This is a genomic window from Streptomyces sp. NPDC088157 (genome assembly GCF_044741545.1).
In the GTDB taxonomy this organism is placed as follows: domain Bacteria; phylum Actinomycetota; class Actinomycetes; order Streptomycetales; family Streptomycetaceae; genus Streptomyces.
In genome coordinates this window covers 77,988-93,601 of record NZ_JBIUSU010000006.1, presented here as the reverse complement: position 1 = coordinate 93,601, position 15,614 = coordinate 77,988, and the positions used below count along the sequence as shown (strand labels likewise).

Sequence of the window (15,614 nt, the reverse complement as noted above, 5' to 3'; positions counted from 1 at the left end):
CCATAAGCCTGTAGGAGGTCCGACGCGATACCGCCGTGTGCTCGGCCGCGCGGCTTCGCCTCCTGTTCAGGCCGGAGGGTCGGCATAGGTACTGAACCGCAGGTACACGCCGATGTGGGCGGGCAGCTCGGGCGAAATCGTCCGGTAGCTGCACAGCTCCTGCAGCCCCCCGGTGTCCTCCGGCGGTTCCACCGTCAACTGCCGCAGGATCTCGGCGTGCGGACGCGGGTCGATCCCCTCCAGCTCCATGAGCCGCGCGACGCGTACGGCCGCCTCCGCGTCGGAACGGGTGTTGTCCGGCAGCCGCAGATAGATGTTGGCCTCCTCCGGGCCGGACGTGCCCTCCCGGAACGCCAGGCAGGTCATCGGCTCGTTGTCCACGGTGCCGCCGTCTCTCCCGTAGATGACGCTGCGCGCCCGGGCCGCCCGGGCCGGCTCGTAGCGGTGTGCCAAGGCCGCCACGGTGTCCAGCTCATCCATCGGCATCGGCCGGTGCCGGAAGTAGACCTTCACCCGCGGGCTGCTTCCGGCGTCCAGATCGAGGGCCATGAGCTCCAACTCGTGTCCGCGCCGCGCGAGTTCCGCTCCGCGGTCCCCCACCGCCTCCCAGGCGTCCGCCAGGCCCAGCCGGTGCATGGCTTCCGCCATGACGTCGTACGCGCGGTCCAGGCCGTGCACCTGCGGGTTGAGGTAGACCTTGTAGTGGGGCCGCTTCCCCGGTCTCCAGGCCAAGGAGTGCCAGAGGGTCGCCCGGTAGCGATCGGGGGCGGCCGTGACGAACAGGTCCTCGATGCTCAGGTAGCGCGCGATGTCCGTCCCGGGGCTTCCGGCGAGCCGGCGCGTCAGCTCCCGCCCGGCCTCCTGACAGCCGAGCGGGGTGCGTTCGGAGCCGAGCGACTCGAACAGGATGCGGACCTCGGGCCGGCCGCCCTTCCAACTGACGGAGAGTTCGGCGGGGAAACCGTCCGCCGAGACGAACGAGGGCGGATCGCAGCGCGTTCCGACGGGCCGTGAGCCCCACGGGTGGATCACTTCCCGCAGGTCCCGCAGCACGGTCTCCGTCTCCCACTGGTCCACCCCCAGGCCGTGGCAGACCGCTGTCCACTTTTCTTCCAGGAACTGCCCGAACGTCTTGTTCGGGTCTTCACGCATGCCCAGGTCGGATCTCTCGCCCAGGTCGGATCTCTCGTCGGGGAGTTGCGCACTGGTCACTGTCCATCACCCTCCATAGCGGGACCAATTCGGCCTCGTCCGCGGTCACTTCGGCAGCCCGACGGGCGTACCCAGCCTTCGCGGTTTCGGCGGAGGGCGATCTTCCCGTAGTGAAGGTATTCGAATCACGAACTAATGAGCGACAAATCCTCGACCCGCTAATTGCCATAAATAATGCACATATTGCCCCCTCAGCAGATGGATCGGCCATACGCCCTTTACGTACCTGGCCAGTCGCGCGGGACGCAGCGTGAAACCTCACGGCGACGCACGCATGCCGTGCGGGACGCCGACCCGTCGGGGCGTTGCCAGGGGCGTGGTCCACCATGGACGCATGAGTGAACCGACCAGGCCTTCCGCTCCCGTTGGAGGCGCCGCGGCGGCCGCGCGGGCCGCCGGCCCGGTCCGCCCGGAGTTCCCGAGGGAGATCGCGGCGTCCGCGGTGCCGGGCGGGTGAGGCGCGCGCCGACCCCGCTCGTGCGCGAGATGACGCTTGCCGACGTCGAGCGCGTCTCCGAGATCCGTGTCCGCGGCTGGCAGGCCGCCTACCGGGGCCTGCTGCCCCGTTCGTACCTGGACGCGCTGAGCGCGAGCGAGGACGCCGAGCACCGCCGGAACCGCTTCGGACAGGGCGGCGCCGACGTGGTGAACCTGGTCGCGGAGCGAGCCGGGAGGGTGGTCGGCTGGGCCGCCCACGGGGCCTACCGGGACGGGGAGGCCCGCACGCCGGACGCCGAGTTGTACGCCCTCTACGTCGACACCGAGCACATCGGCACGGGCGTGGGGCGGGTCCTCCTCCAGGAGTCGGTGCGACACGCCGACGCCCTCGGACGCTCCCGCGTGTACCTCTGGGTCCTCGAGGGCAACGCCCAGGCCCGCCGGTTCTACGAGAGCGCCGGGTTCCACGCCGACGGCGCCGAGGAGCCCTTCGAGGTGGAGGGCGTCGCGGTGCCCGAGGTGCGGTACGTCAGGCACCGGCCGGTCTGACACCGCCCGCGCTCATGCGGCGCGGTTCCGCTACGCCTTCCGCTGGCCGGGGATCCGCGCCAGCGCCTGCACGGCCGCCTCGGCGAGCACCGGATGGGCCAGGGCGTCCTCGAGCACCGGGCGGGCACGCCCGTCGCCCAGCGTGCCCAGCCCCTCCACGCACGCGAGGGCCACCCGCCGGTAGGGGTCGTGCGGCCGCAGTCGTCGCCGCAGCGTCGTGATCAGCGCGGGCACGGACTCGGGCGCACGCAGTTCCACCAGCAGCCGGACGGGGTGCAGGGCATAGGCGACGCGCAGTTCGTTGGTGGCCAGCGTGGCCGCGGCACGGGCGGTGCGAGGGTCGTCGAGACGCGTGAGCGCGTAGGCGGCGGAGGAGCAGCGCGGCGGGTCCCGGTGGTTGAGCAGCAGGACGAGCGCCTCGAAGGCGCGCCGGTCCCCGGCTAGACCCAGCCGGAACGCGGCCAGCTCGCGGGCCCACAGCGGCTGCCCCGACTCGGTGAGCACACCGGCCAGTTCGTCGTGGTCGGCGGTGCGGGCCAGCCGCTCGTACGCCACCGTCGCGCCGGACTCGCGCCGTAAGCGCTCCGTGAGTGATCGCAACTCTTCGTCCATGTGCCGAGCGTAGGGGCTGGGCCGTGGCGCTCAGGCGCGAACCGGGCACCCGGCCCGCCCCGCCGGGTGGGGCCGTTCGAGCGGAACAGGTCACAGTCACGGGGGCTGGCGCGCTCGTTACCCACCGGTTAAGCTCATAAGAGCGAGTTACCCACTCGCCTCACCTCCTCGTGGTGGCCTGGTGACGCAGTCGCCGCGAGAGAAGCCACATCGGTACTCCGTGTACCGCTGTACGACCCGGCCACGGGACAGGGCCGGTCGGATCTCTCCGTTCGTCCTCCGGGCGTGTGCGCGCCCGCGGCGACGGCACCGGGCGTGTGCGCTTGCAGCCCGGCAACACCCGCAACCCTTTCTCCGCTCCCGGTGCGCCCAGGCCTCGCGAAGGCCGCTCGGCGCACCGGGCGCGTTCCCAGTCGTCACCTCATTCCTGGAGTCCCGCGATGGCCGCTCCCCTGTCCGACACCCCTCTGTCCCCGCTCCAGACGATCGCCGTCATCGGCCTCGGCACGATGGGCACCGGCATCACCGAGGTCCTGGCCAAGGCCGGCCGGGAGGTGGTCGGCATCGACATCAGCGAGGCCCAGGCCGCGCGATCCCTCGCCGCGCTGGAGGCCTCCACCGCCCGTGCCGTGCAGCGCGGCCGGCTCACCGACGAGGAGCGCACGGCGCTCCTGGCCCGCGTTCGTGTCTCCACCGACCTCGGCACGGCGGCCGACGCCGACCTCGTCATCGAGGTGGCGCCGGAGTCGTACGAGATCAAGCAGCAGATCTTCCGCGAGCTGGACGGGCTGGTGCGGCCGGAGACCATCCTCGCCACCGGCACCAACGCGCTCTCGGTGACCCGGCTCGCCGCCGATTCGGCGCGTCCGGAGCGGGTGTTGGGCCTGCACTTCTTCAACCCGGCGCCGGCGATGAAGCTGGTGGAGGTCGTCTCCTCGGTGCTGACCGCACCCACCGCGGTCACCGCCGTCACCAACCTCGCCCTCGATCTCGGCAAGGAGCCCGTCGCGGTCGGCGACCGCCCCGGCTTCGTCGCCGACGGCCTGCTGTTCGGCTACCTCAACCAGGCCGCCGCGATGTACGAGGCCCGGTACGCCTCCCGTGAGGACATCGACGCGGCGATGCGGCTCGGCTGCGGACTGCCGATGGGCCCGCTCGCGCTGCTCGACCTGATCGGCGTGGACACGGCCCGTACGGTCCTGGAGGCCATGTACGCCGAGTCCCACGACCGGCTGCACGCCCCCGCGCCGATCCTCAAGCAGCTCAGCGAGGCGGGGCTGACCGGCCGGAAGTCGGGCCGTGGCTTCTACACGTACGAGGCGCCCGGCAGTGCGACGGTCGTCCCCGACGCGCTGACCCCGCTCTCCGGCGGGGCCGGGGCCGCCGGCCGTCCGGTCGCCTCGGTCGGCGTGGCCGGCTCCGGCACCATGGCCTCCGGTATCGCCGAGGTCTTCGCCAAGGCGGGCTACGACGTGGTCCTCGCCGCCCGCAGCGAGGAGAAGGCGCAGACGGCCAAGGCCCGGATCGGCAAGTCGCTCTCCCGGTCCGTCGACAAGGGCCGGCTGACCGCCGAGGCCGCCGCCCAGATCCTGGACCGGATCACTCCGGCCGGCTCCTACGACGCCTTCGCCGACGTCGACCTGGCCCTCGAGGCGGTCGCCGAGGATCTCGAGATCAAGCAGCAGCTCTTCGCGACGCTGGACAAGGTGTGCAAGCCCGGCGCGGTCCTCGCCACGACGACCTCCTCGCTGCCGGTCGTCGCCTGCGCCCGCGCCACCTCGCGCCCGCAGGACGTGATCGGGATGCACTTCTTCAACCCGGCGCCGGCGATGAAGCTGGTCGAGGTCGTCCGTACGGTCCTGACGGCCGACGACGTCCACGCGACGGTCCGTGAGGTGTGCGGCCGGATCAAGAAGCACGCGGTCGACTGCGGGGACCGCGCGGGCTTCATCGTGAACGCGCTGCTCTTCCCGTACCTCAACAACGCGATCAAGATGGTGCAGGAGCACTACGCGACCCTGGACGACATCGACGCCGCGATGAAACTCGGCGGTGGCTACCCGATGGGACCCTTCGAGTTGCTGGACGTCGTCGGACTCGACGTCTCCCTCGCGATCGAGAAGGTCCTGCACCGCGAGTTCCGCGACCCCGGACTGGCTCCCGCCCCGCTCCTGGAGCACCTGGTGGCCGCGGGCTGCCTCGGCCGCAAGACCGGCCGCGGCTTCCGCGAATATGCCCGCCGCTGAGGGCGTCGGCGACCGGCTGCGAGGAGAAGAGGACTGGGGCGGACTGCTCGACCCCGCAGGCGCACCCCCGCCCGTCCCGGGCGGGGGAAACCCCGGACAGGCACGTCGAGCTGCGCACATGCAGTACGTTCGGGTCATGCCCCAGCCCGCCAGGTCCTCACGTACACCAGCCACGCCCGACGCGCCGGAGAGTGCCGCGGGCAGCCGCGCGGCCGCCCAGCGGCTCAAGATGCGCCGGGAACTGGCGGCCGCGGCGATGGAGCTGTTCGCGACCAAGGGGTACGAGGCGACCACCGTCGACGAGATCGCGGCCGCGGCCGGGGTCGCCCGCCGCACCTTCTTCCGCCACTTCCGCTCCAAGGAAGAAGCGATCTTCCCCGACCACGACGACACGTTGATCCGGGCCGAGGCCGTGCTCAACGCGGCCCCGGCGCACGAGCATCCGCTCGACACGGTGTGCCGCGGCATCAAGGAGGTCATGAAGATGTACGCGGCCCGGCCGGAGATCTCGGTCGCCCGCTACAAGCTGACGCGCGAGGTGCCCACCCTGCGTGAGGCGGAGATCGCGTCGGTGGCCCGCTACGAGCGGCTCTTCACCCGCTATCTCCTCGGTCACTTCGACGAGCACGCGCACGACGACGACGCCAACGACGACCCGCTGCTCGCCGAGGTCGCCGCGTCCGCCGTGGTCACCGCCCACAACCACGTCCTGAGGCGCTGGCTCAGAGCCGGCGGCCAGGGCGACGTCGAGACCCAGCTCGACCACGCCTTCGCGATCGTGCGCAAGACGTTCGGGACGGGCATCGGGGCCGGCCGCAGCAGCGCCGGCGCCGCCCAGCAGGCCCCGGCGACGATCTCCGCGCAGGGCGAGGTCCTGGTGACGGTCGCCCGCACCGACGCCTCGCTGGACGAGGTCATGCGCACCATCGAGCAGGCCCTCAAGGAGCGCTGAGCACCGCTCGGAACCCTTCGCACGCTGTGACGACGGCCACCCCATCGGGTGGCCGTTTTGGCATGTCAGAGCCCCTTTTCGCGCGGAATTCAGAGCCCGTTCGATCGATCATCGCTCATTTGTTACGTAAAGATTTCAGCTGAGGCCAAGTTCTGGCACTCAGTGCCTTGCGAGGTGACACGCGGTGTCATACGTTGAAGGTGTCCGGGCGGCCGGCGTGCAGAGACCATTCGTACGTCGGCTGTCCCCGCAAACCACTGGTTTGCGCGCCCGGACGCCTGCGTCACAGGCAACCTCCCGCGCCACAAAGCGCTGCCGAACAGCACCGCCGCCGAACCGACGGCGTTTCCCAAGACCCTCAGCAGCACACCGACGTAACCCTCAGCGCCCCGCCCTCAGGGCGCTCATCGCCGGAGGCAACACCGTGACCACACAGGCCATTCTCGACGCGATCCAGTCGCCGGACTCCACCTCGGCCGACTTCGCCGCCCTGCCGCTCCCCGAGTCGTACCGCGCGATCACCGTGCACAAGGACGAGACGGAGATGTTCGCGGGCCTGGACACCCGCGACAAGGACCCGCGCAAGTCGATCCACCTGGACGAGGTCCCCCTTCCCGAGCTCGGCCCGGGCGAGGCCCTGGTGGCTGTCATGGCCTCCTCGGTCAACTACAACTCCGTGTGGACCTCGATCTTCGAGCCGGTGTCGACGTTCTCCTTCCTGGAGCGCTACGGCAGGCTCAGCGAGCTCACCAAGCGGCACGACCTGCCGTACCACATCATCGGTTCCGACCTCGCGGGCGTCGTCCTGCGCACCGGCCCGGGCGTCAACGCCTGGAAGCCGGGCGACGAGGTCGTCGCGCACTGCCTGTCCGTCGAGCTGGAGTCGTCGGACGGCCACAACGACACGATGCTCGACCCCGAGCAGCGCATCTGGGGCTTCGAGACCAACTTCGGCGGCCTGGCGGAGATCGCGCTGGTGAAGTCCAACCAGCTGATGCCGAAGCCGGACCATCTGTCGTGGGAGGAGGCGGCGGCCCCCGGCCTCGTCAACTCCACCGCCTACCGGCAACTGGTCTCCCGCAACGGCGCCGGCATGAAGCAGGGCGACAACGTCCTGATCTGGGGCGCGAGCGGCGGCCTCGGCAGCTACGCCACGCAGTTCGCGCTGGCCGGCGGCGCCAACCCCATCTGTGTCGTGTCCTCGCCCCAGAAGGCGGAGATCTGCCGGGCCATGGGCGCCGAGGCGATCATCGACCGCACCGCCGAGGACTACCGGTTCTGGAAGGACGAGCACAACCAGGACCCGCGCGAGTGGAAGCGCTTCGGCAAGCGCATCCGCGAACTCACCGGCGGCGAGGACGTCGACATCGTCTTCGAGCACCCCGGCCGCGAGACCTTCGGCGCCTCCGTCTACGTCACGCGCAAGGGCGGCACGATCGTCACCTGCGCCTCGACCTCCGGCTACAACCACGAGTACGACAACCGCTACCTGTGGATGTCCCTGAAGCGGATCATCGGCTCGCACTTCGCCAACTACCGCGAGGCCTGGGAGGCCAACCGGCTGGTCGCGAAGGGCAAGATCCACCCGACGCTGTCGAGGGTCTACTCCCTGGAGGAGACCGGCCAGGCCGCCTACGACGTGCACCGCAACCTCCACCAGGGCAAGGTCGGCGTCCTCGCGCTGGCCCCCGAGGAGGGTCTGGGTGTGCGCGACGAGGAGAAGCGCGCCCAGCACATCGACGCCATCAACCGCTTCCGCAACATCTGAGACACCCGAGGTCATAGATGACTGAGCGTCAGAAGGACCGGCCGTGGCTCATGCGCACGTACGCCGGTCACTCCACGGCCGAGGCGTCCAACGAGCTGTACCGACGCAACCTCGCCAAGGGCCAGACGGGTCTGTCGGTCGCGTTCGACCTGCCCACCCAGACCGGCTACGACTCCGACCACGTCCTCGCCCGCGGCGAGGTCGGCCGGGTAGGCGTGCCGGTGGCCCATCTCGGTGACATGCGCAGGCTGTTCCAGGACATCCCTCTGGAGCAGATGAACACCTCGATGACGATCAACGCCACCGCCATGTGGCTGCTGGCGCTCTATCAGGTCGTCGCCGAGGAGCAGGGCGTGGACATCACGCGGCTCCAGGGCACGACCCAGAACGACATCGTCAAGGAGTACCTGTCCCGGGGCACGCACGTGTTCCCGCCGGTGCCCTCGCTCCGTCTGACGACGGACATGATCGCCTACACGGTCTCCCACATCCCGAAGTGGAACCCGATCAACATCTGCAGCTACCACCTGCAGGAGGCCGGGGCCACGCCGGTCCAGGAGATCGCGTACGCGATGTCCACGGCGATCGCCGTGCTGGACGCCGTCCGGGACTCCGGGCAGGTGCCGGCCGAGAAGTTCGGCGACGTCGTCGCCCGTATCTCCTTCTTCGTGAACGCGGGCGTCCGCTTCGTCGAGGAGATGTGCAAGATGCGCGCCTTCGGCCGCATCTGGGACAAGGTCACCCTCGAGCGTTACGGCATCCAGGACGCCAAGCAGCGCCGCTTCCGCTACGGCGTCCAGGTCAACTCCCTGGGCCTGACGGAGGCGCAGCCGGAGAACAACGTCCAGCGGATCGTGCTGGAGATGCTGGCCGTGACGCTGTCGAAGGACGCACGCGCGCGTGCCGTGCAGCTGCCGGCCTGGAACGAGGCGCTCGGGCTGCCCCGGCCCTGGGACCAGCAGTGGTCGCTGCGCATCCAGCAGGTCCTCGCCCATGAGAGCGACCTGCTGGAGTACGAGGACATCTTCGAGGGCTCGCACGTCATCGAGGCCAAGGTCGCCGAGCTGGTCGAGGCCTCCCTGACCGAGATCGAGCGGATCCAGGAGATGGGCGGCGCGATGGCCGCCGTCGAGTCCGGCTACCTCAAGTCCCAGCTGGTCTCCTCGCACGCCGAGCGCAGGGCCCGGATCGAATCCGGGGAGGAGAAGATCATCGGCGTCAACATCTTCGAGACGACCGAGCCCAACCCGCTGACCGCGGATCTCGACACGGCCATCCAGACCGTCGATCCGGCGGTCGAGGCCCGGGTCGTCGCCTCCCTCCAGAACTGGCGGGACACCCGCTACCAGCCGCCCTTCAACCACCCGCGCCCCTGCAAGGCGCTGGAGAAGCTGAAGGAGGCCGCCAAGGGCACCGCCAACCTCATGGAGGCCACCCTGGAGTGCGCCCGCGCCGGAGTCACGACCGGCGAGTGGGCCGGGGCGCTGCGCGAGGTGTTCGGCGAGTTCCGCGCCCCGACCGGCGTGTCGTCGGCGCCGGTGGCGGTCCCGGCGGAGGAGGGCTCGGCCATGGCCGACGTCCGCCGCAGGGTCGACGTGACCGCGAAGGACATGGGCGTCGGAAAGCTGCGCTTCCTGGTCGGCAAGCCGGGCCTGGACGGGCACTCCAACGGCGCCGAGCAGATAGCCGTACGCGCGCGGGACGCCGGCTTCGAGGTGGTGTACCAGGGCATCCGGCTGACGCCCGAGCAGATCGTGGACGCCGCGCTGGAGGAGGACGTGCACGCCGTGGGCCTGTCCATCCTCTCCGGCTCGCACGCCCAGCTGGTGCCGGACGTCCTCGAACGGCTCCGTGTGGCCGGTGCCACAGACATCCCGGTGATCGCCGGTGGCATCATCCCGAATGGAGACGCCGAACAGCTCAGGGCTGCCGGCGTGGCCGCGGTCTTCACCCCGAAGGACTTCGACATCACCGGAATCATCGGCCGCATCGTCGACGAGATCCGGAAAGCGAACAAGCTCGACCCCCTGGAGGTCCCCGCATGACCGTCAACCGTCTGCGTCCCCGCCGCTCGTGTCTCGCGGTCCCGGGCAGCAACCCCCGCTTCCTGGAGAAGGCGCAGGGCCTCCCGGCGGACCAGGTGTTCCTCGACCTGGAAGACGCGTGCGCGCCGCTCGCCAAGCCCGAGGCGCGGCACACCATCGTCAAGTTCCTCAACGAGGGCGACTGGACGGGCAAGACGCGGGTGGTCCGGGTCAACGACTGGACGACCGAGTGGACGTACCGCGACGTCGTGACGGTGGTCGAGGGCGCCGGACCCAACCTCGACTGCATCATGCTGCCGAAGGTCCAGAACGCCCAGCAGATCGTCGCTCTGGACCTGCTCCTGACGCAGATCGAGAAGACCATGGGCTTCGAGGTCGGCAAGATCGGCATCGAGGCGCAGATCGAGAACGCGCAGGGCCTGAACAACGTCAACGAGATCGCGCAGGCCTCCCCGCGCATCGAGACGATCATCTTCGGCCCGGCCGACTTCATGGCGTCCATCAACATGAAGTCGCTGGTCGTGGGCGAGCAGCCGCCCGGCTACCCGGCGGACGCCTACCACTACATCCTGATGAAGATCCTGATGGCCGCCCGCGCCAACGACCTCCAGGCGATCGACGGACCGTACCTCCAGATCCGCAACGTCGACGGCTACCGCGAGGTCGCCGGGCGCGCCGCCGCCCTCGGGTTCGACGGCAAATGGGTGCTGCACCCGGGTCAGGTCGAGGCGTCCAACGAGATCTTCTCGCCGTCGCAGGAGGACTACGACCACGCCGAGCTGATCCTGGACGCGTACGACTACTACACGTCCGAGGCGGGCGGCAAGAAGGGCTCGGCGATGCTCGGCGACGAGATGATCGACGAGGCCAGCCGCAAGATGGCGCTGGTCATCTCGGGCAAGGGACGCGCCGCCGGCATGCGGCGCACCGGCAAGTTCGAGATCCCGGAGGCGTGACGATGCAGTTCGGACGCACCTACGAGGAGTTCGAGGTCGGGGCGACGTACAAGCACTGGCCGGGAAAGACGGTCACGGAGTACGACGACCACCTGTTCTGTCTCCTCACCATGAACCACCACCCGCTCCACATGGACACGAACTACGCGGAGAAGACGACCGACTTCGGCAAGAACGTCGTCGTGGGCAACTACATCTACTCCCTGCTGCTCGGCATGTCCGTGCCGGACGTCTCCGGCAAGGCGATCGCCAACCTGGAGATCGAGTCGCTCAAGCACGTGGCGCCGACCTTCCACGGCGACACGATCTACGGGCAGACGACCGTGCTCGACAAGTGGCCGTCGAAGTCGAAGAACGACCGCGGGATCGTCTACGTCGAGACCAAGGGCTACAAGCAGGACGGCACGCTGGTCTGCGTGTTCCGCCGCAAGGTGATGGTGCCGACCGAGACGTACATCAAGGAGCGCGGCGGCGAGCAGCCCGGCCGGCCCCAGCTCGAGGAGCAGGAGAAGTAGCCATGGCACGCCTCGCCCAGACCGCCGGTCTGACCGACATCCAGCGGGAGATCCTCTCCACCGTCCGCGACTTCGTGGACAAGGAGATCATCCCGGTCGCCACCGAACTGGAGCACCGCGACGAGTACCCGCAGCAGATCGTCGACGGCCTCAAGGAGTTGGGCCTGTTCGGCCTGATGATCCCCGAGGAGTACGGCGGTCTGGGCGAGTCGCTCCTGACGTACGCCCTCTGCGTCGAGGAGATCGCCCGCGGCTGGATGTCGGTCTCCGGCATCGTCAACACGCACTTCATCGTGGCGTACATGCTCAAGCAGCACGGCACGCAGGAGCAGAAGGACCACTATCTGCCGAGGATGGCGGCCGGCGACGTCCGCGGCGCCTTCTCCATGTCGGAGCCCGCTCTCGGCTCGGACGTGTCCGCGATCACGTCGAAGGCGGTGAAGGACGGCGACGAGTACGTCCTCAACGGCCAGAAGATGTGGCTGACCAACGGCGGCACGTCGTCGCTGGTGGCCGTTCTGGTCCGAAGTGACGAAGGACACCCCGAGGGCACGGCCCCCCACAAGTCGATGACGACCTTCCTGATCGAGAAGGAGCCCGGCTTCGGTCAGGTCCAGCCCGGCCTGACCATCCCGGGCAAGATCGACAAGATGGGTTACAAGGGGGTGGACACCACCGAGCTGATCATGGATGGCCTGCGGCTTCCCGCCGATCGGGTGCTCGGCGGGGTCACCGGCCGAGGTTTTTACCAAATGATGGACGGCGTCGAGGTGGGTCGCGTGAATGTCGCGGCGCGTGGTTGCGGCGTCGCCCAGCGTGCCTTCGAGCTCGGCGTCTCCTACGCCCAGCAGCGCCACACGTTCGGCAAGCCGATCGCCCAGCACCAGGCGATTCAGTTCAAGCTCGCCGAGATGGCTACCAAGGTCGAGGCCGCGCATGCCATGATGGTGAACGCCGCACGCAAAAAGGACTCAGGGGAACGAAACGACCTCGAGGCAGGGATGGCGAAGTACCTCGCCTCCGAGTACTGCAAGGAGGTCGTGGAGGACGCCTTCCGGATCCACGGCGGGTACGGCTTCTCCAAGGAGTACGAGATCGAGCGCCTCTACCGCGAGGCCCCGATGCTGCTGATCGGTGAAGGCACCGCAGAAATCCAGAAAATGATCATCGGGCGCAGGTTGCTCGAGGAGTACCGGTTCCAAGGGTGATTGTCCGAGTTGGGGGTGTTTTCTTCGAGAAGAAGATCACACCCTGTCAACTTCCCTCCGCCATCGACTCCGCTTCCTTGCTTACCCAGTTGTGGCCCCGAACCGCTACGATCGCGTAAAGCCGCCGTCCCCCCGTCGAAGCGCGGCATCATCCGCTACGAAGGTCATCCATGCCCCACAGCCAAACCTCTGCACACCGCGACAGCCTGGTAGGCGCACGCCTCGCGCGCGGAGCATCGCCGTGGCTCCTGCCGACCGTCGCCACCGCAGCCGTCAGCCTGCTGCGCGCCCGCCGCTCGGGTGCCGCCAAGGCCGTCGCCGTGCCCGCCACCGCTCTCGCGGCGGGCATGCTGTGGTTCTTCCGCGACCCCGAGCGCGAGATCGCCTCGGGCCGGGTCATCTCCCCCGCCGACGGTGTGGTGCAGAGCATCATGCCGTGGAAGGACGGACGCACCCGGGTCGCGATCTTCATGAGCCCGCTCAACGTCCACGTCAACCGCGCGCCGCTGGCCGGCACCGTGACGTCGGTCGAGCACATCCCGGGCGGGTTCGTGCCGGCGTTCAACAAGGAGAGCGAGAACAACGAGCGGGTCGTCTGGCACTTCGACACCGAGCTCGGTGACATCGAGATGATCCAGATCGCCGGAGCCGTGGCCCGCCGCATCGTCCCCTACATCCCCGAGGGCACGAAGGTCGAGCAGGGCGAGCGGATCGGCCTGATCCGCTTCGGTTCGCGCGTCGACATCTACTTGCCCGAGGGCGTGGACGTCGCGGTCGAGGTGGGGCAGAAGACCGTGGCAGGGGTGACTCGCATTGACCGTGATTGACCCGGAGACCCAGGCGGGCTGGGTGCCCGAGGCCGACGAGGTGGACGAAGAAGAGGAGATGCCCCTCTCTCTGCGTCTGTCGATAGCGGACACGCTCACCCTCGGCAACGCCACGTGCGGCTTCATGGCGGTGTACTTCACCACCACCGGCATCCTGATCCCGCACCTCACCGGCAGCCAGGAATCCGGCATGGCCCGCCACAGCGCGGCCACGGCGGTCATCCTGATGCTCTGCGCGGCGGTCTTCGACCTCTTCGACGGCCTGGTCGCACGCAAGCTCCGCTCCTCGCCGATGGGCGCGGAGCTGGACAACCTCTCGGACCTGATCAGCTTCGGTCTGGCCCCGGCGTACTTCGTCCTGGTCTACGGCATGGTCGCCGACGACGCCCACCAGCGGGTGGCGGCGGTCGGCGCGATCGTCGTGCTGCTCGCGGTGGTGCTGAGGCTCGCGAGATTCTCGTGCGTCACCGTCAAGGACGGCACCTTCCAGGGCATGCCGTCCCCGTTCGGCGCGCTGACGGTCGTCTCGATCGTGCTCCTCGAGCTGCCCTTCGTGGCGACCCTGATGGCCATCCTGGGCACCGCCTGGCTGATGGTGAGCCGGGTCGAGTACCCGAAGCCGCGGGGCCGCCTCGCGGGCGCGATGCTGGCCTGGATCGTGCTGTCGATGGGCCTGCTGGCGGCCTGGGCGTTCGACGCCCCGAGCGGTCAGCTCCTGCTGCAGACAGGGTGTGCGCTCCAGTTGGTCATGGGCGCGGTCATCCCGCTGTTCGCCACGGCCCGCCGGGTGAACAACTTCCGCGACAACCGGCGCGAGGCCCGGGCGGCGCAGCTGCCCTGATCCTCGCCCCGCGTCATCGGGTGTGGCCCGAGCCTTCCGAGGCTCGGGCCACGCCCGTTTCGCTTTCAAGGACGTCAGACGTGTGCCCTTGACCCGTCAACTACCCCTCACGTCTGCCCAGTTGCAGTGGGTGAGCAGGAAGAGGACGGTGGAATCAGGGGCATTCACAGGGATTCATCCCGTTCGACGGACCGGAGGACGACCATGCCCGCCCACACCCCGACCGACCATCTCGTCCCGCACGTCTCGACGATCCCGGCAAACGCTGGCGCCGCCGTGAAGCTGTTCGTCCGGGAGTACGACGGCACCAAGCCGAGCCACACGCCCCAGCCCGTCCTGATGCTCCACGGCAGAAGTGTGCCGGTGGTTGCGGGGTTCGACCTCGTGCTCCCCGCGGGAGCCGGCGGACCGGGGACCCGGTACAGCTGGGCGCAGGACCTGGCCGACGACGGCTACGACGTGTTCCTCATGGACCTCCAGGGCAACGGGCGCTCGCCACGTCCGCAGATGGACGCGCCGTGCAACGCCAACCCGGCGCAGCAGGAGGACGTCCTGACGCCGAACCCCCTCGCCGCCACGTGCGCGCCTCCCTACCCGCACCAGCTGGGCAACGCCGAGAGCGAGTGGGCGGAGCTGGAGACCGTCGTCAGGTTCATCAGGGCACTGCCCGGCAGGGACCATGCGATCAACTTCATCGGCTGGTCCGCGGCGGCGTTCGTCATGGGCCCCTACACGCTCCAGCACCCCGCAGACGTCAGGAGCCTGCTGCTGCTCGCCCCGATCTTCCCGCCGCAGGGCCGCTGGTCCACGAACCCCGCCGATCCCTTCGGGCGCCCGGCGGAAGCCTCGACCCTGCCCATGTCCCTGCCGGCCGTCACGTTCGGCTTCCCGATGAACGTCGGCAGCAAGACCGGCTTCAAGGCCGGCTGGGACAAGGAGCAGGCCAGCCCGCTGCAGCGCGAGCCCGGCATCGAGGACAAGGTGTGGGCCGCGTTCATGCAGAACGATGCCGTCGGCAGCAAGTGGGGCCCGGTGCTGTCACCGGGGGTGTTCGAGGGTGTGGCGCGGTCCCGGAATTCCTACTGGTGGGGCTGGAACGACCGGACCGTCCCGCACAAGGACCCAGGAGGCGCCTACGTACTCGGCGACCGGGTGCCCGTGCTCATCCTCTACGGCGAGCAGGACACGCAGGCCAACACCTCGGCGACGCTCCCTCCGGTCCTGCACTTCTCCGTCCCGGACCTCTACGCGGCCATCAAGGGGCCGGACAAGCTGATGTTCAAGCTGGCCCTCGCGGGACACTCCGTGGTCTGGGAGCGGAACGCCAAGGTCGTGCAGCGCTTCACGAAGCACTGGCTCGACAAGGGCAAGATCGAGGGCCTGACGAGCGGCAGCTACTACCGGGACGAGGACGGCGCCCTGTACCCCGTATAGGGCTTGTGCGG

General features: G+C 69.2%; 14 protein-coding genes. 12 read left to right on the top strand and 2 right to left on the bottom strand.

Annotated features, from left to right (window positions below; genetic code table 11):
- Nucleotides 1-66: 66 nt before the first annotated feature.
- Nucleotides 67-1,212 (bottom strand): tryptophan dimethylallyltransferase family protein, encoded by a 1,146-nt coding sequence (locus ACIPFH_RS24445; protein ID WP_401829366.1) that lies wholly within the window; start codon nucleotides 1,210-1,212, stop codon nucleotides 67-69.
- 334 nt (nucleotides 1,213-1,546) lie between these two features.
- On the opposite strand from ACIPFH_RS24445, the gene ACIPFH_RS24440 reads away from it, so the two are divergent.
- Together ACIPFH_RS24440 and ACIPFH_RS24435 are read left to right on the top strand one after the other, a co-directional pair.
- Nucleotides 1,547-1,669, top strand: a complete 123-nt coding sequence (locus ACIPFH_RS24440; protein ID WP_401829364.1) for a hypothetical protein — start codon at nucleotides 1,547-1,549, stop codon at nucleotides 1,667-1,669.
- 29 nt (nucleotides 1,670-1,698) lie between these two features.
- A complete protein-coding gene (locus tag ACIPFH_RS24435; RefSeq protein ID WP_401829362.1) occupies nucleotides 1,699-2,199 on the top strand; it encodes a GNAT family N-acetyltransferase in 501 nt (166 codons plus the stop codon).
- A gap of 30 nt (nucleotides 2,200-2,229) precedes the next feature.
- On the opposite strand, the gene ACIPFH_RS24430 is transcribed toward ACIPFH_RS24435, so the two are convergent.
- Complete coding sequence (locus ACIPFH_RS24430) at nucleotides 2,230-2,811, bottom strand: adenylosuccinate lyase (RefSeq protein ID WP_401829359.1); 582 nt, start codon at nucleotides 2,809-2,811, stop codon at nucleotides 2,230-2,232.
- 440 nt (nucleotides 2,812-3,251) lie between these two features.
- On the opposite strand from ACIPFH_RS24430, the gene ACIPFH_RS24425 reads away from it, so the two are divergent.
- From ACIPFH_RS24425 to ACIPFH_RS24380, 10 genes are all read left to right on the top strand, one after another.
- Nucleotides 3,252-5,057, top strand: coding sequence for a 3-hydroxyacyl-CoA dehydrogenase family protein (locus ACIPFH_RS24425; RefSeq protein WP_401829357.1), 1,806 nt, complete (start codon nucleotides 3,252-3,254; stop codon nucleotides 5,055-5,057).
- A 136-nt stretch (nucleotides 5,058-5,193) separates the two neighbouring features.
- Nucleotides 5,194-6,009, top strand: a complete 816-nt coding sequence (locus ACIPFH_RS24420) for a TetR family transcriptional regulator (RefSeq protein ID WP_401829355.1) — start codon at nucleotides 5,194-5,196, stop codon at nucleotides 6,007-6,009.
- A gap of 424 nt (nucleotides 6,010-6,433) precedes the next feature.
- Complete coding sequence (ccrA, locus tag ACIPFH_RS24415; protein ID WP_401829354.1) at nucleotides 6,434-7,777, top strand: crotonyl-CoA carboxylase/reductase; 1,344 nt, start codon at nucleotides 6,434-6,436, stop codon at nucleotides 7,775-7,777.
- 17 nt (nucleotides 7,778-7,794) lie between these two features.
- A complete protein-coding gene (locus ACIPFH_RS24410) occupies nucleotides 7,795-9,822 on the top strand; it encodes a protein meaA (RefSeq protein ID WP_401829351.1) in 2,028 nt (675 codons plus the stop codon).
- Entirely contained in the window at nucleotides 9,819-10,778 is a 960-nt protein-coding gene (locus ACIPFH_RS24405; RefSeq protein ID WP_356257679.1) for a CoA ester lyase, read from the top strand. Before ACIPFH_RS24410 ends, ACIPFH_RS24405 begins: the two co-directional genes overlap by 4 nt.
- Nucleotides 10,779-10,780: 2 nt before the next feature.
- Nucleotides 10,781-11,293 (top strand): MaoC family dehydratase, encoded by a 513-nt coding sequence (locus ACIPFH_RS24400; protein ID WP_356257717.1) that lies wholly within the window; start codon nucleotides 10,781-10,783, stop codon nucleotides 11,291-11,293.
- Between the two features lie 2 nt (nucleotides 11,294-11,295).
- On the top strand, nucleotides 11,296-12,501 hold the full coding sequence (locus ACIPFH_RS24395) for an acyl-CoA dehydrogenase family protein (protein ID WP_401829348.1): 1,206 nt from the start codon (nucleotides 11,296-11,298) through the stop codon (nucleotides 12,499-12,501).
- Between the two features lie 170 nt (nucleotides 12,502-12,671).
- Nucleotides 12,672-13,328 (top strand): phosphatidylserine decarboxylase, encoded by a 657-nt coding sequence (locus tag ACIPFH_RS24390; RefSeq protein ID WP_020125547.1) that lies wholly within the window; start codon nucleotides 12,672-12,674, stop codon nucleotides 13,326-13,328.
- Between the two features lie 22 nt (nucleotides 13,329-13,350).
- Nucleotides 13,351-14,169, top strand: a complete 819-nt coding sequence (gene pssA, locus ACIPFH_RS24385; RefSeq protein WP_356257715.1) for a CDP-diacylglycerol--serine O-phosphatidyltransferase — start codon at nucleotides 13,351-13,353, stop codon at nucleotides 14,167-14,169.
- Nucleotides 14,170-14,373: 204 nt separating this feature from the next.
- Nucleotides 14,374-15,603 carry an alpha/beta fold hydrolase gene (locus tag ACIPFH_RS24380; RefSeq protein ID WP_401829347.1) on the top strand — a complete coding sequence of 410 codons (1,230 nt, stop codon included), beginning with the start codon at nucleotides 14,374-14,376 and terminating at the stop codon, nucleotides 15,601-15,603.
- The last annotated feature ends 11 nt before the right edge of the window (nucleotides 15,604-15,614 follow it).